The 21,242-nt window shown below is 61.7% G+C and carries 19 protein-coding genes; 5 read left to right on the forward strand and 14 right to left on the reverse strand.

The genetic code is table 11. The features are described from left to right. Positions 1-94 precede the first annotated feature (94 nt). The 14 genes from urtA to cbiE form a co-directional block, all read right to left on the reverse strand. The gene (gene urtA / locus ACA049_RS03065) at positions 95-1,360 is read right to left on the reverse strand and encodes an urea ABC transporter substrate-binding protein (protein ID WP_150712331.1); all 1,266 of its coding nucleotides are present in this window, start codon (positions 1,358-1,360) and stop codon (positions 95-97) included. Positions 1,361-1,700: 340 nt separating this feature from the next. Next, positions 1,701-2,711, reverse strand: coding sequence for a FecCD family ABC transporter permease (locus ACA049_RS03070; protein WP_497333031.1), 1,011 nt, complete (start codon positions 2,709-2,711; stop codon positions 1,701-1,703). Beyond that, complete coding sequence (locus ACA049_RS03075; RefSeq protein ID WP_497333033.1) at positions 2,708-3,655, reverse strand: ABC transporter substrate-binding protein; 948 nt, start codon at positions 3,653-3,655, stop codon at positions 2,708-2,710. Before ACA049_RS03075 ends, ACA049_RS03070 begins: the two co-directional genes overlap by 4 nt. Then, positions 3,655-4,440 (reverse strand): ABC transporter ATP-binding protein, encoded by a 786-nt coding sequence (locus ACA049_RS03080; RefSeq protein ID WP_497333035.1) that lies wholly within the window; start codon positions 4,438-4,440, stop codon positions 3,655-3,657. The genes ACA049_RS03075 and ACA049_RS03080 overlap by 1 nt, the downstream gene beginning before the upstream one ends. A 141-nt stretch (positions 4,441-4,581) precedes the next feature. After that, positions 4,582-6,702, reverse strand: coding sequence for a TonB-dependent receptor (locus ACA049_RS03085; RefSeq protein WP_497333037.1), 2,121 nt, complete (start codon positions 6,700-6,702; stop codon positions 4,582-4,584). Positions 6,703-6,852: 150 nt separating this feature from the next. Continuing rightward, entirely contained in the window at positions 6,853-8,232 is a 1,380-nt protein-coding gene (locus tag ACA049_RS03090) for a PepSY-associated TM helix domain-containing protein (protein ID WP_497333039.1), read from the reverse strand. Positions 8,233-8,386: 154 nt separating this feature from the next. Continuing rightward, positions 8,387-10,504 (reverse strand): TonB-dependent copper receptor, encoded by a 2,118-nt coding sequence (locus ACA049_RS03095; protein ID WP_497333041.1) that lies wholly within the window; start codon positions 10,502-10,504, stop codon positions 8,387-8,389. A gap of 188 nt (positions 10,505-10,692) precedes the next feature. Beyond that, positions 10,693-11,142, reverse strand: a complete 450-nt coding sequence (locus ACA049_RS03100; protein ID WP_497333043.1) for a DUF2946 domain-containing protein — start codon at positions 11,140-11,142, stop codon at positions 10,693-10,695. Between the two features lie 20 nt (positions 11,143-11,162). Next, on the reverse strand, positions 11,163-11,642 hold the full coding sequence (locus ACA049_RS03105; protein ID WP_497333045.1) for a copper chaperone PCu(A)C: 480 nt from the start codon (positions 11,640-11,642) through the stop codon (positions 11,163-11,165). A 48-nt stretch (positions 11,643-11,690) separates the two neighbouring features. Then, entirely contained in the window at positions 11,691-12,089 is a 399-nt protein-coding gene (locus ACA049_RS03110) for a DUF2946 domain-containing protein (protein ID WP_497333047.1), read from the reverse strand. Between the two features lie 98 nt (positions 12,090-12,187). Further along, on the reverse strand, positions 12,188-12,478 hold the full coding sequence (locus ACA049_RS03115) for an addiction module antidote protein (protein ID WP_109627766.1): 291 nt from the start codon (positions 12,476-12,478) through the stop codon (positions 12,188-12,190). A gap of 254 nt (positions 12,479-12,732) precedes the next feature. Beyond that, a complete protein-coding gene (locus tag ACA049_RS03120; protein ID WP_497333049.1) occupies positions 12,733-13,467 on the reverse strand; it encodes a cobalt-precorrin-6A reductase in 735 nt (244 codons plus the stop codon). After that, on the reverse strand, positions 13,464-14,561 hold the full coding sequence (locus ACA049_RS03125; RefSeq protein ID WP_497333051.1) for a cobalt-precorrin-5B (C(1))-methyltransferase: 1,098 nt from the start codon (positions 14,559-14,561) through the stop codon (positions 13,464-13,466). Before ACA049_RS03125 ends, ACA049_RS03120 begins: the two co-directional genes overlap by 4 nt. Continuing rightward, the gene (gene cbiE, locus ACA049_RS03130) at positions 14,554-15,765 is read right to left on the reverse strand and encodes a precorrin-6y C5,15-methyltransferase (decarboxylating) subunit CbiE (protein WP_497333053.1); all 1,212 of its coding nucleotides are present in this window, start codon (positions 15,763-15,765) and stop codon (positions 14,554-14,556) included. Before cbiE ends, ACA049_RS03125 begins: the two co-directional genes overlap by 8 nt. 242 nt (positions 15,766-16,007) lie before the next feature. Here cbiE and ACA049_RS03135 point away from each other — a divergent pair, with 242 nt between their 5' ends. The 5 genes from ACA049_RS03135 to cobJ all read left to right on the forward strand — a co-directional run bounded on the left by ACA049_RS03135 (position 16,008) and on the right by cobJ (position 21,178). Further along, positions 16,008-16,661: a hypothetical protein gene (locus tag ACA049_RS03135; RefSeq protein WP_497333055.1), complete on the forward strand. Its 654-nt coding sequence runs from the start codon at positions 16,008-16,010 to the stop codon at positions 16,659-16,661. Between the two features lie 156 nt (positions 16,662-16,817). Next, positions 16,818-18,125 (forward strand): precorrin-3B synthase, encoded by a 1,308-nt coding sequence (gene cobG, locus ACA049_RS03140; RefSeq protein ID WP_497333057.1) that lies wholly within the window; start codon positions 16,818-16,820, stop codon positions 18,123-18,125. Beyond that, positions 18,118-18,744 carry a precorrin-8X methylmutase gene (locus ACA049_RS03145; RefSeq protein ID WP_407014677.1) on the forward strand — a complete coding sequence of 209 codons (627 nt, stop codon included), beginning with the start codon at positions 18,118-18,120 and terminating at the stop codon, positions 18,742-18,744. Before cobG ends, ACA049_RS03145 begins: the two co-directional genes overlap by 8 nt. Beyond that, positions 18,741-19,475: a precorrin-2 C(20)-methyltransferase gene (locus ACA049_RS03150; RefSeq protein WP_497333059.1), complete on the forward strand. Its 735-nt coding sequence runs from the start codon at positions 18,741-18,743 to the stop codon at positions 19,473-19,475. The genes ACA049_RS03145 and ACA049_RS03150 overlap by 4 nt, the downstream gene beginning before the upstream one ends. After that, positions 19,475-21,178 carry a precorrin-3B C(17)-methyltransferase gene (cobJ, locus tag ACA049_RS03155; RefSeq protein ID WP_497333061.1) on the forward strand — a complete coding sequence of 568 codons (1,704 nt, stop codon included), beginning with the start codon at positions 19,475-19,477 and terminating at the stop codon, positions 21,176-21,178. The genes ACA049_RS03150 and cobJ overlap by 1 nt, the downstream gene beginning before the upstream one ends. The last annotated feature ends 64 nt before the right edge of the window (positions 21,179-21,242 follow it).

Genomic DNA, 21,242 nt, shown 5'->3' on the forward strand with positions numbered 1-21,242 from the left:
GGTTGAATGTGAATCCGCATTCGCGAGCAAGCCCGCTCCCACAGGGATGTATGTCAGTCCTGAACGCATTGTTCAGGCTCTGACATCCAGTGGCTTAGTTGCTCTTCACCGCATAATCCGGCTTCTTGTCGTTACCCGAAATGAACGGGCTCCACGGCTCGGCACGGATCGGCCCTTCGGTCTGCCACACCACGTTGAACTGACCATCGGCCTGGATCTCTCCGATCATCACGGGCTTGTGCAGGTGGTGGTTGGTCTTGTCCATGGTCAGCGTGTAGCCCGATGGCGCGGCAAAGGTCTGGCCGGCGAGGGCTTCGCGGACTTTGTCGACGTCGGTGGACTTGGCTTTTTCAGCCGCTTGCGCCCACATGTGAATGCCGACATAAGTGGCTTCCATCGGGTCGTTGGTCACCGCTTTGTCGGCGCCCGGCAGGTTGTGTTTCTTGGCGTAGGCTTTCCAGTCAGCGACGAATTTCTTGTTCGCCGGGTTCTCGACCGACTCGAAGTAGTTCCATGCCGCGAGGTTGCCCACCAGCGGTTTGGTGTCGATGCCACGCAGTTCTTCTTCACCGACCGAGAACGCCACGACCGGAACGTCGGTGGCTTTCAGGCCCTGGTTGGCCAGTTCTTTATAGAACGGCACGTTGGAGTCGCCGTTGACGGTGGAGATGACAGCCGTCTTGCCGCCCGCCGAGAATTTCTTGATGTTGGCCACGATGGTTTGATAGTCGCTGTGGCCGAACGGGGTGTAGACCTCTTCGATGTCCTTGTCCGCCACACCTTTGGAATGCAGGAACGAGCGCAGGATCTTGTTGGTGGTGCGCGGGTAGACGTAGTCGGTGCCGAGCAGGAAGTAACGCTTGGCGCTGCCGCCTTCTTCGCTCATCAGGTATTCAACGGCGGGGATCGCTTGCTGGTTCGGCGCAGCACCGGTGTAGAACACGTTCGGCGACATCTCTTCGCCTTCGTATTGCACCGGGTAGAACAGCAGGCCGTTGAGTTCTTCGAACACCGGTAACACCGATTTACGCGACACCGAGGTCCAGCAACCGAACACCACCGCGACCTTGTCCTGGGTCAGCAACTGACGACCCTTTTCCGCGAACAGCGGCCAGTTCGACGCCGGGTCCACAACCACCGGCTCCAGCATCTTGCCGTTCACGCCGCCCTTGGCGTTGATCTCGTCGATGGTCATCAAGGCCATGTCTTTGAGCGACGTTTCGGAGATCGCCATGGTGCCGGACAACGAATGCAGAATCCCGACCTTGATGGTCTCGGCGGCCTGGACAGTCCAGGTCATGCCCATCGCGGCAATACTTGCCGTGAGTGTGAAAGCCTTGATCAAGCTGCGACGCTTCATTGTGCGATCTCCATGAACATTAGAAGTTTTTCTGGTTGGCAGATGCGGACTACTGAAGGCTGTTTTGCAAAGGCTGTGCCTAGTCGGATGCAGACAAGGAAACGTCGTATTAGAGCGGTTGCGCCGCTTGGGCGACGCACCATCAAGGACCGCGGAACATGCACTGGTGCGCCGAGGTGCGCCACATTGGGGCGCAGACGCCGCGATGGAATCTGTAGGAGCTGTCGAGTGAAACGAGGCTGCGATCTTTTGATCTTGCTTTTAAAAAGATCAAGATCAAAAGATCGCAGCCTCGTTTCACTCGACAGCTCCTACAGGGGGATACGGGGAATGTAGTGGATCAGCGGCGGCGCATGAGGCCGATGAAGAACAGCCCGCCAATGGCTGCCGTGGCGACGCCAATCGGCAGGTCTTCCGGGGCGATCAGGGTGCGGGCGGCGACGTCGACCCAGACGAGGAAAATGCTGCCCAGCAACACGCACACCGGGAGCAACCGACGGTGTTCGGCACCCACTAATCGTCGCGCAATGTGCGGCACCATCAGCCCGACAAAACCGATGGAGCCACTGATCGACACCAGCACCCCGGTCATCAGCGACGCAATCAAAAATACCCGCAGGCGCACGGTGCGAGCATTCAAGCCGAGGGTCACCGCCGTCTGTTCACCCGCCATCAACGCATTCAACGGCCGAGCCATTCCCAGCAGCAACACCAACCCCAACAGAACACTGGCGGCCGGCACCGCCAGCAACTCCCAGCGCGCCAATCCGAGCCCGCCGAGCATCCAGAACATCACTGCAGAACTCGCCCGATGATCGCCGAGAAACAGCAGCAAATTGGCAATCGCCATCATCACGAACGACACCGCCACGCCGCAAAGCAGCAAGCGATCACTGTCCAGCCGCCCATTGCGATTGGCGATCATCAGCACGATCACCATGCTCAGCAGCGCGCCGATAAACGCCGCGATCGGCAGGGTCAGCAGGCCGACAATTTCACCGACATGCAGCACCACGATCACCGCGCCAAGGGTGGCGCCGGAAGTCACCCCGAGCAGATGCGGGTCGGCCAATGGATTGCGCGTCACCGCTTGCAACACGGCGCCGATCAGCGCCAAGCCCGCCCCCACCAACGCACCGAGCAACATGCGCGGCACGCGGATCAGCCAGACGATGTGTTCCTGCCCGGCGGTCCAGTCCGGTACGCCGACACCCAACATCTTGTGCAGCAAGATCCGCCACACCACGTCCACCGGCACCCGCGCCGGGCCGAAGCCGAGCGACACCACGCACGACACCAGCAACAGCGCGCCGAGCATCACCAGCAGCAAGGCATAGCGACGATCCATCATTCGCCGTGGAAACCTTTGGCCAGGGTTTCAACCGCCAGCACGTTGTCGATGCCCGGCGTAGCCTGCACGTAGGGAATCACGATGAAGCGCTGGTTCTTGATGGCGTCCACCGATTGCAGCGCCTTGTTGTCGAGCAGGAATTGTTCCTTCTGTTCGGCGGTGACTTCGCCGTAGTCGACGATCACGATCACCTGCGGGTTGCGCTCGACCACGTTTTCCCAATTCACGCGGGTCCAGCTCGCCTCGACGTCAGCGAGAATGTTGCGCCCGCCCGCAGCGTCGATCAGCGCCTGCGGCATGCCGAGGCGGCCGGAGGTCATGGCGCGGTCTTCGCCGCTGTCGTAGAGGAACACGCGCGGTTTGTCGGCGGGCAGACCCTTGCGCACCTCGGCGACTTGCGCCTGCATGTTGGCGATCAGTGCATTGGCGCGATCCTGCACGTCGAAGATTTTGCCGAGGTTGCGCAGGTCGTTGTAGGTGTCTTTCAGGCTGGCCGGCGGACGCTTCATGACGAAGGCGCAGGACTCGGTCAGCTCATAGACATTGATGCCCAGTGGTTGCAACGTTTGTGGCGTGAGGTCGCCGCCCACGCGCATGCCGTAATCCCAACCGGCGAAGAAGAAATCGACGTTGGCGTTGAGCAGGGTTTCCACCGACGGGTATTTCGCTGCCAGCTCGGGCAAGCCGTTGAGGATGGTCTGCATCTCGGGTGTGACCGACTTCCATCCCGTGACGCCGCTGTAGCCGGCCATGCTCGGCTTGAGGCCGAGGGCGAGCATCATCTGGGTCATGTTGATGTCGTGGCTGACCGCGTGTTTCGGCGCTTGCTTGAAGGTCACTTCGCGGTTGCAGCTCTGGATCGTCAGCGGGTATTTCGTGGTTTCGGCCAACGCTTGGGCACTGCCCAACAACAGCGTGACGCAGAGCAGGGAACGCAAATTCATCATTGGGTTATCCAGGTGATTCGTGGGTAGCCGTGCAAGGGGTGTTGATCGATCAGCGCTTCGACGCCGAACACCTCGCGCAGCAGCTCGGCAGTCAGGACTTCTTTCGGCGTGCCACTGCCGACGATGCGGCCGTGATTGATCACGTACAGACGATCGCAGAAAGCGGCGGCCAGATTGAGGTCGTGGATACTGGCCAGGGTGCCGATCTGCAGGCGTTTGACCAGCTGTAAAAGCTCAAGCTGAAAGCGCGGGTCGAGGTGGTTGGTCGGCTCGTCGAGAATCAGCATTTGCGGTTGTTGAGCCAGGGCGCGGGCGAGGATCACACGCTGTTTTTCACCGCCGGAGAGGGTGGCGAAGGCGTGGTCTTCGAAGCCTTTGAGGCCGACGGATTCCAATGCTTGAGTCGCCAGATGTCGGTCTTCAAGCGTGTCACCGTCGAACAGGCCTTTGTGCGGCGTACGGCCCATGGCGACCACCTCGTCGACAGTCAGGCCGAAGGCGTCGGGGAACTCCTGCAACACCACGGCGATGCGTTGCGCGCACCAGCGCGAGGATTGTTTCCAGACGTTGTGGTGGTCGAGCCGGACCTCGCCGCTCTCTGGTTTGCTGAAGCGATAGGCACAGCGCAGCAGGCTGGTCTTGCCGCTGCCGTTGGGGCCGATCAACCCGACGAACTCACCGGCGGCCACGTGCAGGGACGCGTCACGCAGCTGGAACTGGTGATGGCAGTGGCCGTGGCCCAGGGGTGTCCAGGCGAGATTGGTGAGGTTCAGCGAGGTCATGCATCTACTCTAAAATTTTTGGTGTTGCTGAAGACGCCTTCGCGGGCAAGCCTCGCTCCTACAGGATTTGTGTCGTACACAATTTTTGTGATCGACATAAGTCCTGTAGGAGCGAGGCTTGCCCGCGAAGAGGCCCTTGAGTCAAAAGGTGTAATCAGCAGTGACGAAAAACGACCGTGGCTCACCCAGGATCCACTGCTGCCCCTCATTGTATTGGCTTTGCGCATACTGCCGGTCAAACAGATTGTTAACCTGCAACCCCAGCGTCGTATCCCGCAACGCTTTCCACGACAGCGTGGCATCCACCACGGTGTAACTCGGCAGCTCGTTGCGGTTGGCCATGTCCGCATATCGGGCATCGACATAACGCACACCGGCGCCGGCCTTCAGGTCATCGTTGATCGCCTTGCTCAGCCACAGATTCGCCGTGCGCCGTGGCACGTCGACCGGATGATTACCGTTGCGCGACACCGGCACACCGCCGACCACTTCCTCAAAATCGTCGTACTTGGCCTTGACGATGGCGGCGTTGGCCTGCAGTTGCCAGGCGTGTGGCAGTTGCAGATCGAGGCTGGCTTCCAGGCCATTGGACGATTGCTGGCCGACCTGCTGCTTGAGCGTCGGGTTGCCCGGGTCGTCGGTCAGCAGTTTCTTTTTGACGATGCGATAGGCCGCCAGCGTCCACTCGCCGCGCTGATCCCAGAACATCTGCTTCACGCCGATCTCGGTCTGCTTCGCCGTCGCCAGGTCATATTGCTGCTGGCTCGGGCTCAGGGAAATCAGACCGCCGACACCGTTGGTGCTGGTGGCGTACTGGCCGTAGAACGAAGTGTCCGGCGTCAGCGCAAACACCAGCCCGGCCTTCCAGTTATTGCCGGTCAGGGTCTTGTCGCTTTGGCTGCCATCGACCAGGTTGTCGCGATCCACGTGCACGTAGTCGCGGCGCACGCCGGTCACCAGCGACCAGCGCTCGCTCAGTTGCGTGCGGTTTTCAGCGAAGGCCGACATCTGCTTAGTGGTGGACTGAAATTGATCTCGGTACGGATCGGCGCTTTCAATTCGACCCGGTTGCGGGTGATACAGATCCACAGGCTGACCGTTTGGCAGCACATCGTTGAACGGCGAGTTGCTGTCGAGCTGGAAGCGGATGCGGTTGTAATCGACGCCGGTCACGGTCTGGCTGTCGAGACCGAACAGCGTGTGCTTGAAGGTGAACGTCTGGCGGTCGCCGACCTGTTCCTGTTTGTGGCCGATGCCGAAATAACCACTGCGGCTGAGTTGCTGGCTGTCGCGATCGAAGTTGTAGTTCTCGGCGTTCTGCCAGCGACGTTGGGCCTTGAGGTAATACAGCTCGTTGCTGGAGCTGACGTTATCGGAAATCTGCCAGTCGCTGGTCAGCCGGGTCCATTGATCGTTGTAGTGCTGCTTGTCGTTGCTGACGTTGTAGTTCTTGTCGCGCAGGCTTTCTTTGAAGCGGCCATTAATCAACGGCGTACCGAAGTAATTCATCGGCTTCTGGTCGCCGTAATCGTGTGCGAGGGTGAATGCCAGATCGTCCGTGGCCTGCCAGCGCAAAGCGGCGCTGATGAAGTCGCTGGACGAGTCGCCGCGATCGACCCAGCCGCTGCTGCGCAGGCGATTGAGGTTCAAGCGGTAGCTCAAGGTGTCGCTCAGGGAACCGCCGCTATCAAATGCCTGTTGCTGGCTGTCGTACGAGCCGTAGCCGAGACGCAGGTGGTTTTCGATCTCGCCTGCAAACGGCTTCTTCGGAATCACGTTGACCACCGCACCGGTCGCGCCTTCGCCGTACAGCACCGAGGCCGGGCCGCGCAGCACATCGACGCGTTCCACCGACCAGGTGTCGACCGGAAAGGTGACAGTGCCCATGCCGGTGTACATCCGGTTGCCGTCATACAACTGCATCACCGAACCCTGCCCGGTAAACCCCCGCGCCGACAACGACGTGCCGCCATCGCCCGGCGTGCCGGTGCGGCTGATGCCGGTGCTGCGCGACACCGCGTCCTGCACGCTGCGGTCACCGCGCGCACGGATCTGTTCACCGGTCAGGCTTTCGACGCTGGCGGGAGTTTCCAGTGCCGTGAGGTTCAGGCGCGAACCGGCAGTGGTCGGGGTGTTCAGGCTGACGGTTACGTCATCAACCATGTCGGCGGTGATGGTGCCGGTGGACAGCGTCAACGGTTGCGCGCGGGCACTGTGGTTCATGGCGAGCAGGCAGAGGCCGGACAAGAGGTACTGGTTCATCGGGACGGTGAATCACTTCTTCAAAAGAAAACCCGCAGCCAGGGCTGCGGGTCAGGCGGTGCATTTAGAGTTATACAGTAACACTAAAAGTCACTCGGAGATAAGCGCGGAAAGTCTACAGGTCCTTCTAAACCGCGCATCTCGCCTGTTTCATGATGAAGATGAGGCCGATTCAGTTTGCCGGGTGAAGCGCGAAAACAGCACGCGATCCAGCAGCCACACCACGACCAGCGAAGCACCGACCAACGGAAACGCCACGGCCAATGCGAACATGATGACCATCGCGGTTTTCCATTTCGGCAGGTCGTGGCGCAGCGGTGGAACACCGAGCTTGCCTTGCGGACGACGTTTCCACCAGATCACCACGCCGCTGACCGCACTGAGCAAAATCATCAGGCAGATCAACAGCACGATGATCTGGTTGAACAGGCCGAACATCTTGCCTTCATGCAGCATCACGCCGATTTCCGTGGCGCGGGCGACGGTGCCGTATTGCTCGAAGCGCACGTCGGCGAGCACATCGCCGGTGTACTGATCGACATGCAGCGTGGCGTCGTTGCGCGGGTCATCGGCAAACACGGCGATGGTGAATACTCCAGTCGCCGTGGTCGGGAAGGTGATGCTGTAACCCGGCTCGACCTTGCGTTGCACGGCGATGTTCTGCACGTCTTGCAGGCTGATGGTCGGCGCCGCTGGGCCGGCTTTCGCGCCGTCGTGGGCCATGTGTTCGGCGTGATCGCCGGACATCGGCATCGGCGTGTTTTCCATGGCCCATGGCACGGTCTGGCGAGTGGCGGTGTTGAGGCTGCGGGCCTCGACGTCGGACTTGGGCACGTTGTCCCACATCGCGGCCGGGAACACGTTCCACACCTGCGCATATTGCTGACCCCAGAACCCGGTCCAGGTCATGCCGCTGAGCAGCATCACCAGCAGCAACGATGCGCCCCAGAAGCCGGTGACGGCATGCAAATCACGCCACAGTACTCGACCGCGACTGGTCAGGCGCGGCCACAAAATGCCGGCGGCCTGGCCACGCGGCCACCACAGGAACACGCCGGAAACCACCAGCACCACGCCCCAGCCGGCGGCCAGTTCGACCAATCGATCACCGACGGTACCGATCATCAATTCACCATGAATCGCTCGCGCCACCGCTTGCAGATTCTTCTTGGCGTCTTGCTCGCCGAGGATGTCGCCCTGGTAGGGATCGACAAAGACGTTGAGCTCGGTGCCGCCATTGATCACGACAAACTGCGCGCTGCGCTCGGCGTTGACCGGCGGCAGGTACTGTTTGATCGTTGCTTCTGGATACGCCTGTTTCACCCGCTTGAGCAGGTCGTCGGCCGGGACAGTGTGATGCCCGGCCGGGACGTTCATCAGGCTGCCGTACATCAACGGATCGAGTTGCGGCTTGAACAGGTAAATGACGCCGGTCAGGGCCAGCATCACCATGAAAGGCGCGACGAACAGACCGGCATAGAAATGCCAGCGCCAGGCCAGGTTGTAGAAATTCACTTTGGGCTGTTTCATCGGTTGTGCTCCGCTTGGCTTGGTTCTTTTGTTGTTGTCTGGTGACTGCTGTGCAGTCATTCGCGGGCAAGCCTCGCTCCTACAGGAGTGGTTTCGTTCGCATCGTTTGTGATCGACGCGAACAATGTAGGAGCGAGGCTTGCCCGCGAAGCTCTTAAAAGCTCATATCCACCTTGGTCCAGAGCGTTCGCCCCGGTTCTTTAATGGCCTGCGGGTCATTGGCCGGGTAGCCAAAACCGGCGTTGCCGGCCAGGTTCAAATGCTCGGCGTACGCCTTGCCGAACAGGTTGTCGACGCCACTGCTGACCTTCCAGTTTTTGTTGATGCGGTAGGCGCCATTGAGCGAGAACACGCCAAAACCCGGGGTCTTGTCGAAGTCCTTGCCGACCACGTTGCCCTTGTTCCGATCGATGCGGTTTTGCGCCGCGACCACGCGCCACAAGGCTCCGGCGCTCCAGTTGTCTTCGCTGTAGGTCAGGCCGAAACGTGCGTCCAGCGGTGGCATTTGCGGCAATGCGTTGCCATCGCTGCTGTTCTTGCCCCAGGCGTAGGCCAGGGTCGCGTCGGCTTTCCAGTTCGAGGTCAACTGGTAGGCCGCGCCGAGTTCGCCGCCCATGATTCGCGCGTCGATGTTCTGGGCCTGGGAAGTGGTGCCCATCGGGGTCGGGATGTAGTTGAACAGGATGTAATCGCGCACTTGCCCGACGTAACCCGAGGCCCAGGCTTCGAGGTCTTCGGTCTTGTATTGCAGGCCGAAATCGAGCTGGGTGGTTTTCTCAGGCTTGATCGAATCGAAGGCATTCACCGATCCGGCGGGGCCGGACTTGGGTGAAAACAGTTCCCAGTAATCCGGGAAGCGTTGGGTATGACCGAGGCCGGCGTACAGCGTGGTCGGGCTGTCGGCGAGGTCATGCTCGTAGCGCACGAAACCGCTTGGCAACGTGTCGGCGCGGGTGTCGTCGGCGGTCGGGTTGGGGCGGGTCATCATCCCCGAGCCCGTGGTCTGCCGATAATCCTTGGCCGAGGCGCGGTCCAGGCGCGCGCCGGTAATCAGCCGGTCACGGTCGGCGGCGTACCAGGTCAGTTCGCTGAACACACCGTAGTTATGGAAATCGGCATCCTTGGTATACGGCAGGTCCTTGTAGGTATCGATGCCCATGCTGCCGCGTTGGCGATGCTCGTTGGTCTGCGCGTCGATGCCGCTGATCAATTGCACATCGGCCCAGCGCCAGGTGGCTTTGATCCGCCCGCCGAGGGTCCGGCGGTCGACGTTGGAGGCCATCGGACCGGCCATCATCCCGGTGCCGGACGGCGTGCGCAGGGTGTAGTTGTCCATCACATGGTCGGCGTAGTTGTAGTAGATCTGCGCTTCGATCTTATCCAGCACCTCGCCGATGTTGGACTTCTCGAAGCGCAGTCCCAGGCTTTCACGCTTGAACTGCGAGCCGTCCATGCCGCGCCCGGCGTAACGCGCTTCACCATCGCCCTTGCCGGCGGTCAGTTCCAGCAGGGTGTCGGCGTCCGGCGTCCAGCCGAGTGCCACGTCGCCGTTCCATTTGTCGTAGCGCGACGGCACGGTGTCGTTGTTGCCGTCCCGATAGTCATCGGAATGCGCGGTGTTGCCGATCACGCGCACGTAACCCAGCGGCCCGCCAGCAGCGGCGTCCACCACTTTGTCAAAACGCCCGTTGGAACCGGCCAATACGCTGGCGTTCACGCGCGTGCCGAGTTCGCCGAAGCTTTCCGGTTCACGGTCGAAGAGGATCGTACCGGCTGAGGCGCCCGGTCCCCATAGCACCGTTTGCGGGCCTTTGATGACGGTGAGTTTGTCGTAGGTTTCCGGCGAGATGTAGGAGGTGGGCGCGTCCATCCGGCCGGGGCAGGCGCCGAGCAATTGGCCGCCGTTGGTGAGGATGTTCAGCCGCGAACCGAACATGCCGCGCAGCACCGGATCGCCGTTGGTGCCGCCGTTGCGTACCAGGGCGAAGCCGGGGATGGTTTTCAGGTAATCGCCACCGTCGCTGGCCGGCACCGGTTGGCGCGGGTCCTTGGGGTTGGTGACGATGGTCAGCGGCGAACTCGGCGCGATCGCGGTAATGACCGTCGGGCTCAGTTCTTCACTGTGGCCCGCGTGTTCGTTGGCCAGCACCGAGGGTGTCAGCAGTGCGCCGCAAAGGACGGCAGTGGCGTGCCTGAAACGAATAGCGGATTCGTTTTGGGCAAAAGAGGCTTGGGCAGGGCTCAAGCGTGTGTCAGCAGCAAACCTGGACATGACAATTTCCATCGAACAGTCGTAAACGACACGGCCGGCAGCCAACGCAGTCCTTGTGGGAGCGAGCCTGCTCGCGAATGCGGTGTGTCAGATGACATAAAGCTGGCTGACACTCCGCTATCGCGAGCAGGCTCGCTCCCACAGGTTGCTTTGGCAGTCTTACGGACCGTGTGAGATCGGGGTGGTGTTTACACGACGCTGGGCGGGGCGCGGGTTCGGGCGCCGGGGAAGAACGTTTGCCGGGCATGACCCAGGCGAGGGGAGGGCGTGGTGAAGGTGGTGGCGGTGGGTGTGTCGAACGCGGCGAAGGTCTGGCCGCCGGTCAGCGCCGGGCAATTGAACAGCAGGCTGCAATAGCCGCATTTCTCCCAGAGCGCGTGGTGCGATGCTTTGGGCGGGCAGTGTTCGGCAGCAGGTTGCGCGCCGTGGTCGGCGTGCTCCATGGCCGACATGTCCATGCTCATGTCCATCGACATGCTCATCGACATCGATGAGGCGCGTTGATCCATCGGCATCGACTGGGAAATCAGCGGGCCGATAAAGATCATCAGCATGGCGAACAAGCTAATCCAGCTACCGCGCGTCAGGCTTGAAGGCTGACGACGGTGGGCGGATGACCTGGCGCTAAGCGGGCGCATGGCGTGTTCTGCTCAGTCGATTACTGGGCGTGGGCGTGCATTTGCGAGTCTTCAGGCGGCTTCTTCTGCACCGAGACTTCGACGGTCACATCACCGGCCTTTTCGAAGTGCATCGTCAGCGGGAAACGCTTGCCGTCGCTCAGCAGGCTGCGGTCTTTCAGGTTCAGCAGCATCACGTGATAGGCCATCGGCGCAAACGTGACGTTGCCACCGGCAGGAATCTCGACGCTCGGCACTTGCTGCATTTTCATCAGGTCGTTTTGCATGACGTGCTCATGCAATTGCGCTTCAGCGGCAATCGGCGAGTCGACGCTGAGCAGGCGGTCGGCCGTTTTGCCTGGGTTCTGAATGACGAAATAAGCCGCTACGGTTGGCGCGTTGGGCGGCAACTCCTGCGACCACGGGTGAGCGATCTCCAGTTCGCCAGCCTTGTATTCGTGGGCATTGGCAAAGCAGGCAGGCAGCAGCAACGCAGCCAGAACGATGAGTTTGTTCAACATGGCAGTTCTCCAGAGCGATTCAAGACGCAGGTCAATTGCGAGAAAGAATCACACCAGAGGGGACGCGCGGGGGTTGAGGCTCGGCCATTGCTGGCGCGGGGTCGGTGTTTCGAGAGAGGCGGCAGGCACGCTTCGATTGGCCTCGAAACGGGCGAAATACAGCTGCGGCACATGCCCGGGCAACGCCACCAACGGTGCGGAACCGGAGCAGCACCAGCAATGCTGCATGTTGGAATGATCGTCGTTCTGCGGAGCTTTCTGCTCGAGGTCGCCCAGGGAAATCGCCACCATCTTCGTGCCGCTGGACGTACAGAAACTGCCCCACAACAATTGCTCGGCGGGTGATTTCGCCGACTGCGCCATGGCTCCGGTCATCGGCATGGCGAGCATGTTGAACAGCACTGCGAAGCAGGCGATCCAGGCAATTGCAAGCCGTTGTCGGGACATGGGAGAAAATCCGTTGGGTGGGCGATCAGGCGCGGCTATTTAGCCTGATCAGGGCCGATAAGTAAAAAAGCGGCGTGCGGTGTGGTGTCGCAGCGCAATCAAAGAGCCGTGGCATGCAAGCGCAGGCCCAAGGCTTTCATAACCTTCATGATAGTCGCGAATTCTGGATTGCCAGTGCTTCCCAATGCTTTGTACAAACTTTCACGACCCAGGCCTGCGTCACGGGCAACCTGGGTCATACCCTGTGCACGGGCAATGTCGTTGAGTGCGGCACGTATGAGCACTCCATCGCCTGCATCTTCGTCAAAGCATGCATCCAGATAAGCGGCCATTTCCTCAGGTGTTTTAAGAAATTCGGCAGCGTCGAAACGGGTGAATTGTTCGGTCATCGTAGTCTCCGAGTCGCTTGTTCAAGGGCTCAGAAACATACGGACGGAATTACGATCCGACTAGTCGGTCGTTTTGGATGATGTTGTGTGTGAGGTCCGATAGAGATGTAGGGCGTTGCGCATTCCTGTAGCAGCTGGCGAAGCCTGCGTTCGGCTGCGCAGCAGTCGTAAATCCTGACACCACCGTTTACCAGCAGGATCGCGCTGCAAGATTTTACGTCTGCTGCGCAGCCGAACGCAGGCTTCGCCAGCTGCTACAGGTATGGGGTGGTTTCTGCTGTCAGGGCTGCCAGCACATCTGCCACCGACCCAAACTCCCGATCCACCCCCGGCAGCACCGGCCGCCGCAACACAATCACCGGCACCCCACGCTCCCGGGCCACTTCCAGTTTCGGCTCGGTGGCGGTGCTGCCGCTGTTCTTGCTGATCAGCACATCAATTTGCCGACGTTCAAACAGCGCCCGTTCATCCTCGATCACAAACGGCCCACGTGCGCCGATCACTTCGCAGCGTTCGTTGCCGGGGTAAACGTCCAGTGCGCGCAGGGTCCAGAATTGCTCCGGCGGGATTTCGTGCAGGTGCTGCAAGGGTTCGCGGCCGAGGGTGAACAGCGGTCGGCGGAAGGGGTTCAGGGCCTTGATGAGTTCGGCCCAATCGCTGACCTCGCGCCAGTCATCGCCGGTCTGTGGTTGCCACGCCGGACGCCTTAGCGCCCAGCAAGCTGTACCGGTCAGCTTCGCGGCGGTGGCGGTGTTCAGGCTGATTTGTGCAGCGTAGGGATGGGTCGCGTCCAGCAGCAGGTCGATCCCTTCATCGCGAATGAACTGCGCCAGGCCTTCGGCACCGCCGTAGCCGCCGACGCGCACCTGGCAAGTCAGATCCGTCGGCACGCGACCGACGCCGGCCAGGCTGTAGATATGTTCCGGCCCCAGCGTACGGGCGATGGCCAAGGCTTCGGTTACGCCGCCCAGCAGCAAAATACGCTTCATTGAAAAGCTCCCGCATGGCCGACAATCCCGCCCTGGCGATCGATGGCAAACACTTCAACCTGAACCTGCGTCGGCACCACGCTACGGGCAAAGTCCAACGCGTGCTGACACACCGCATCACCGAGGGCGATGCCCGCCGCGCTGGCCATCGCCAGCGCTTGCTGACTGGTATTGGCTTCGCGAATGCCTTGCTGCAACGCCTCGTCGGCGCCAATCGCGGCGGCCCATTCGGCCAGTTGCGGCAGGTCGATGCTGGAATGCCGACTGTGCAAGTCCATGTGCCCGGCCGCCAGTTTGCTGATCTTGCCAAAGCCGCCGCACAGGCTGAGTTTCTCCACCGGTACTTTGCGCACGTGTTTGAGGACGGCACCGACGAAGTCGCCCATTTCGATCAGGGCGATTTCCGGCAGGTCGTAGACGCGGCGCATGGTGTCCTCGCTGGCGTTGCCGGTACACGCGGCGATGTGCAGGTAACCGTTGGTTTTGGCGACGTCGATGCCCTGGTGGATCGAGGCGATGTAGGCCGCGCAGGAAAACGGCCGAACGATGCCGCTGGTGCCAAGGATCGACAGCCCGCCGAGAATGCCCAGTCGCGGGTTCATGGTTTTCAACGCCAGCGCCTCGCCGTCCTCGACGTTGACCGTGACCTCAAAGCCGCCGCCATAGCCGAGCTCTGTAGCCAGCAACGTCAGGTGTTCGGTGATCATTTTGCGCGGCACCGGATTGATCGCCGGCTCGCCGACGCCCAGCACCAGCCCTGGCCGGGTGACCGTGCCGACGCCGCGACCTGCCTTGAAGCGGATGCCCGGCTCGCCACTGAGTCGCACCTGTGAATACAACAGCGCGCCATGGGTCACGTCCGGGTCGTCCCCGGCATCCTTGATCGTCCCGGCTTCGGCGCCGTCGTCGATCAGTCGGCAGAACTCCAGGCGCATCTGTACTTGTTTGCCCTTGGGCAACACGATTTCCACGGCGTCCGCGCTCATTCCGCTCAACAATAATCGCGCCGCCGCGAGACTGGTCGCGGTCGCGCAACTCCCGGTGGTCAGGCCGCTGCGTAGCGGGGCGGGTTGTTCGGCGGTTTCGTCACGCATCGAAAGGCTTCGTCACGTCCAGCAAGGTGATGGGCAACGCCTGGCGCCAGGTGTCGAATTCCCCCAGCGGCTGGGCTTGGGCGACGTGAATGCGGGTCAGCTCGCCGCCGTGGCGCTCGCGCCAGGCCATCAGGGTCACTTCGCTTTGCAGCGTGACCGCGTTGGCGATCAGCCGACCACCGGGTTTGAGTTGCGCCCAACAGGCGTCGAGTACGCCCTCGCGGGTCACGCCGCCACCGATGAAGATTGCATCCGGACGTTCAAGCCCGACCAAGGCGTGCGGCGCACTGCCACGAATCAGTTGCAGGCCGGGCACGCCAAGGGCATCGCGGTTGTGTTCGATCAACAGCTGCCGGCCTTCATCGGCTTCGATCGCCAATGCGCGGCAAGCGGGGTGAGCGCGCATCCATTCGATGCCGATCGAGCCGCTGCCGGCGCCGACATCCCACAGCAGTTCGCCGGGGACCGGGGCGAGGCGCGCAAGGGTGATCGCGCGGACGTCGCGTTTGGTCAGTTGACCGTCATGCTTGAAGGCCGAGTCTGGCAGGCCGGCCAGTCGCGAGAGACGCGGTGTGTTCGGCTCGGCGATGCACTCGATGGCGATCAGGTTCAGGTCGGCAACCGCTGGATCGTTCCAGTCATTGGCCACCCCATCAATGCGCCGTTCGGCGGCGCCGCCCAGATGTTCCAGCACGCTGAGACGGCTCGCACCAAAACCGCGCTCACGCAGCAGTGCCGCAATGGCGGCCGGGCTTTGGCCATCGTTGCTCAGCACCAGCAAACGTACGCCGCTGAACAACTGTGCGTTGAGGGCGGCGAGGGGCCGGGCGACCACCGAAAGCGTCACCACCTCCTGCAACGGCCAACCCATTCGCGCCGCCGCGAGCGAGCAAGAGGAGGGTGCCGGCAGGATCAGCATTTCGGCGTTGGGCACTTGCCGGGCAAGGCTGGCACCGACGCCAAAGAACATCGGGTCGCCGCTGGCCAGCACGCAGACCGGTTCGCCACGTAGCGCCAGGACCGGTTCAAGGGAAAAAGGGCTGGGCCACAACTGCCGCTCGCCACGGATGCAGGCCGGCAGCAAATCCAGTTGTCGCTGACCGCCAACGATCCGCGAAGCGCGCAACAGGGCGTGTCGGGCATTTTTGCCCAGGCCCTTGAAGCCGTCTTCGCCGATGCCTACTACTGTCAGCCAGGAAGCCATGTTGTTCCTCAACCCAATGTTCAAGTTCAAAGGCGGCATGATAGCGCGGCTTCTGCCATCTGACGCGAGTCTATGGCGGGGGCAGGAATACGCAGAGTTTCAGACACTTAATGTTGAGGAAAAATCGTTTGTTGGAAGGGGCGTTTTGGTAGTTTTGTTTTTGTTCTGGTTGCGCAACCTTACACGTATTTAAATATTTGGCAGCCATAGGCTGCGACACTATCAAGGATGAAAAAACGTATATGGATAACGAGTTAGTTAAAGGTGTCGTCGAACATGATGCACTGATGACCAATAATGTTCTGCTGACCGGCATTGCTGGTCAGGCCGTCGCCGACAATGACTTTGTCAAGAATTGCATTTTTCTGGCCCAGCATGGTGCGGATAAATTCGCAAAGAACGATACGCAGCCCGGGCCTTGGTTCGATTATTACTCCGGTAAGTTTTGGTCAATGGGTTGGCAGCTTGCCGATCCGGTCGAGTTTATCAAGCCGCAGTTCTCGGGCAGTTTGAAAGAAGCCTGGTTTAAAGCAGCACGTCCTTACCTCGCGAGCGGACAAATTGCACATGTTCAGGCAGCACTTGAAAGGCTTGAGAGTGATACCCGGTTGTTGACGAAGATTGCGGGTGCCAGTGGGAAAATATTCGGCTTCAACATAGTGCCGGTCAATTACAAGTCCAACGGGGATTTGGAAATGGTGGTCAGTCATGTCCGGATGATCAAGTTGGGCATCACTACTCCCTACCTGTTCTGGACAATCGACCAGAGCCTGTCTCAATTGGATATCCGGATTCGGCGGTTGGAGATCAAGCGTCGAGACATGGACGCCATTCGACAAACCGTCGAAGAAGAGGTTGTAGCCCTGGCGCTCAAGTTCAGCGAGTACGAGCTCTGATTCCGCTCAGGCCGAAGCCTTCTTTTGCTTGATTGATACTTCGGCAGCGTTTCCGACCGGCAGACTTTTCATGCGCTCGGGCAAAGCAGGCATAATGGCAGCCCTTCGCCCTTCATGTGCATCCAGTCAGCCGGTCACTCATTGAACGAACGCCCGATGTCCACCGCTTTACGTCCCTCGGCCTGTCCGGGGTTGTTGCGTATCGTCCAGGCATTGGACGGCGGCATCTGCCGGATCAAATTGAATGGCGGTTCAATCAGTGTCGCGCAAGCCGAAGCGGTGGCCGATGCGGCCGAGCGTTTTGCTGGCGCAGTGATTGAGGCCACCAACCGCGCCAATCTGCAGATTCGCGGGATCGGCAGTGAGCACGGCGCCTTGATCGACAGCTTGATGGCGGCCGGGCTCGGTCCGACCAGCGCGGCGGGCGATGACGTGCGCAATCTGATGCTCAGCCCCGGCGCCGGCATTGATCGACAGATGCTGATCGATACGCGCCCGCTCGCTGAACAGATCCTCGCCACGCTGCAAAACGATGAGCGCTTCCACGACCTCAGCGCCAAGTTCGCCGTGCAACTGGATGGCGGCGAAGGGCTGGCGATGCTCGAACACCCTCATGATGTATGGCTGTCCGCTGCCGAACGAGACGGTGAGCGAGTGTTTGTGTTCGGCCTGGCGGGTTGCCTTGTCGACCCGCCCGTCGGCGCGGTATCGCTGGCGCGGGGGCATGCACTGGTGGTCGCGGTGCTGGAGTTGTTCCTTGAACTGGCGCGCCCCGAGCAGACCCGCATGCGGCACCTGCTCGCCGAATGTTCGCTCGACACGTTTCTCGCGCGTCTTGGCGAGCGTGTGCCGTTGATGTCTATCGAGGGTTGGCAACGTCAGGCCAATCCAGATGTGCTGCACATCGGCGCTCATCCACAGCGTGACGCCGGGCGTGTGTATATCGGCGCAGTGCCGCCGCTGGGCCGCCTGAATCCGGCGATGCTCCGGGGCGCCGCACAACTGGCCCGCGAACAGGGCGACGGCTCCTTGCGTTTCACGCCTTGGCAAAGCCTGTTGATCCCCGGCGTCCATGGCGACGACGCGCCTCACGTTATCCACAGCCTCGAACGCCTCGGCCTGCGCTGTTCACCCGACGATGCCCTGGCGCATCTCATCGCCTGCACCGGTTCGACCGGTTGCGGCAAAGGCCTGGCCGACACCAAGGGCGATGCCCGGCAACTGGCGGCGCTGCTGCAACGTCACGGCCAGATGCTGAATGTGCACCTGTCCGGCTGCCCGCGTTCCTGCGCGGCTGCGCACGTTGCGCCAGTGACTTTGCTGGCGGTTTCTCCCGGTCACTACGACCTCTATTTTCGCGATGCAGCGCAGCCGGGTTTCGGCACGCTGTACGCACGCAACCTTACTATTGAAGCGGTCGCGACTTTGCTCGACGCCCGCTCACGGAGCCCCTTAGATGCTTGATTACATCCGCGACGGTCAGGAGATCTATCGCAACTCCTTCGCGATCATTCGTGCCGAGGCGAACCTCGAGCGCATCCCGGCCGATCTGGAAAAACTCGCGGTGCGGGTGATCCACGCCTGCGGCATGGTCGATGCCATCGACGGTCTGCAATTCTCGGAAGGCGCGGGCAAGGCCGGGCGCGAGGCGCTGGCTGCCGGTGCGCCGATCCTGTGCGACGCGCGGATGGTCAGCGAGGGCGTGACCCGCACGCGGTTGCCGGCCAACAACCAGGTGATCTGCACCCTGCGCGATGAAAGCGTTCCGGAGCTGGCCCGTGAGCTGGGCAACACCCGCTCCGCCGCCGCGCTGGAGTTGTGGCGCCCGCATCTGGAAGGCAGCGTCGTGGTGATCGGCAACGCGCCGACCGCGTTGTTCTATCTGTTGGAAATGCTCGACGCCGGCGCACCGAAACCGGCACTGATCCTCGGCTTTCCGGTCGGCTTCGTCGGCGCTGCCGAATCCAAGGCCGCGCTCGCCGCAGACAGCCGTGGCGTGCCGTTTGTGATCATGCAAGGCCGGCTGGGCGGTAGCGCCATGGCCGCCGCCGCCGTCAACGCCCTCGCCACGGAGATCGAATGATGCAGACCCCTGGACGCTTGATCGGCCTGGGCGTGGGCCCTGGTGATCCGGAGCTGATTACCGTCAAAGCCCTGCGCCTGCTGCGCGAATCGCCCGTGGTGGCGTACTTCGTCGCCAAGGGCAAAAAGGGCAACGCTTTCGGCATCATCGAAGCGCATTTGCAAGACGCGCAAACGCTGCTGCCGCTGGTGTATCCGGTGACCACCGAAGCGCTGCCGGCGCCGCTGTCGTACGAGCAAGTGATCAGCGATTTCTACGATGCGGCGGGCGAAGAACTCGCTGCGCATCTGGACGCTGGCCGTGACGTGGCGGTGATCTGCGAAGGCGATCCGTTCTTCTACGGCTCCTACATGTACCTGCACGATCGCCTGGCCGACCGTTATGAAGCCGAAGTGGTGCCGGGCGTTTGCTCGATGCTCGGTGGCGCTTCGGTACTGGGCGCGCCGTTGGTGTATCGCAATCAGAGTTTGTCGGTGCTGTCCGGCGTGTTGCCGCACGAGGACCTCAAGCGTCGTCTGGCCGATGCCGATGCGGCGGTGATCATGAAGCTGGGGCGCAACTTCCCCAAGGTTCGTCAGGTGCTTGAAGAACTCGGTCTGGCGGAGCGTGCGTTGTACGTCGAGCGCGCAACCATGGCCAATCAGAAAATCGTCCCGCTGGATCAGGTCGAACCGATGTCCTCGCCGTACTTCTCGCTGATCATCGTTCCCGGCAAAAGGTGGCAAGGCTGATGGCCCGTCCAGTTCCGGCGATTGTCATTCTGGGCAACGGCAGCCTCGCCACCGCGCGCAAGATCCAGCAGGTTTATCCCGGCGCCTTGATCCATGGCCTGGCCGAAAGGGTTGAGGGCGCGGACCGGGTCTATCACGAGTTCGGCGCGACCTTGCGTGAGTTGTATCAGCAGGACACGCCGATCATTGCCTTGTGCGCCGCCGGGATCGTCATCCGCACCCTCGCGTCGTTGTTGTTGGAAAAGGGTGCCGAACCGCCGGTGCTGGCCGTGGCCGAAGACGGCAGCGCCGTGGTGCCGTTGTTGGGCGGCCTCGGTGGCGTGAACGTCATGGCGCGGGAGATTGCAGCCAGTCTCGAAGTAGCCGCCGCGATTACCACGAGCGGTGAGTTGCGCTTCGGCACCTGCCTGCTCAATCCACCCAGCGGTTACGCCCTTGGTGATCTGGAGCTGGGTAAACGCTTCGTCTCGGACTTGCTGTCCGGCCAAAGCGTGCGCATCGAAGGCGCCGCGCCGTGGCTGGCGCAAGCGCAGTTGCCGGAAGACGCTCAGGCGCCTTTGTCGATCCATGTTGGCAGTGCTGAGCGCACGCCGACGGCGAATGAATTGCTGATCTACCCGCGCAGCGTGCTGGTGGCGGTGAACACCGAGGTGGCGGATCTGCCGACTGCGATTCGCACGGCGCTGCATCAGGCGAACATCGCCGCGCAGTCGCTGGCGTGCCTGCTGGCCAGCGAACTGCACATGGCCAATCCGGCGTTGCGTGAGGCGGCACTGGAGCTGGGCGTGCCGCTGCGGTTTGCCTCGGTCAGCGGCGGCGTCAGCGAGCTGGCCCGCCACACCCTGCCGAATGCTGCCGTCGTGTCGGCGGATACCGGCATCGCTATCGCGGTGGCAAGCCAGCCACTGGAGGTTGCACAGATCGGTCGTGCGCGCGGTCGTTTGGCCGTGATCGGCCTGGGCCCTGGCGCCGCAGAACTGATGGTGCCGGCGGTCAAGGCCGAACTGGCACGCGCCAATGACGTGCTGGGTTATGAGACTTACGTGCGCATGGCCGGTCCGTTCCGCGAGGATCAAGTGCTGCATTGCACTGACAATCGCGAGGAAATGCAGCGCGCTCGGCACGCCTTTGAGCTGGCAGCCCAAGGGCGCTCGGTGGTGGTGGTGTCGTCGGGTGATCCGGGTGTGTTCGCCATGGCGGCGGCGGTGCTTGAGGCATTGCACGAGTCGAGTGAGCCGAGCTGGCACAGCGTTGATCTGGAGATTCTTCCAGGCGTCTCGGCGTCCCTGGCAACGGCGGCCCAAGCCGGGGCGCCGTTGGGCCACGACTTCTGCGTGATGTCGCTGTCGGACAATCTCAAGCCGTGGGCGATCATCGAGAAGCGCCTGGACCTGGCGTCTCAGGCCGATCTGGCGTTGGCGTTCTACAACCCGATTTCGCGGTCGCGTCCCTGGCAACTGGGTCGGGCGCTGGAGATTGTCGCTCAACATCGCACCGCTGAAACACCGGTGGTGTTGGGGCGCGACATTGGTCGTCCGGGCCAGACGTTGCGTGTCACCACGCTCGGTGAACTGACACCCGATCAGGTCGACATGCGCACCATGGTGCTGGTCGGCTCTTCCACCACCTGCGTGTTCCCGCGTGCCGAGGGTGGCCAGTGGGTGTACACGCCACGCTGGTACGGCGACAAGCCTGCCGGTTAAGCCATCGCGGCCAGATCTGCTGGCCGCAATTCCCCTTCCGGTGCGTAAGATTTTTCACCGCGCA

This window comes from Pseudomonas sp. LBUM1662, assembly GCF_059695915.1.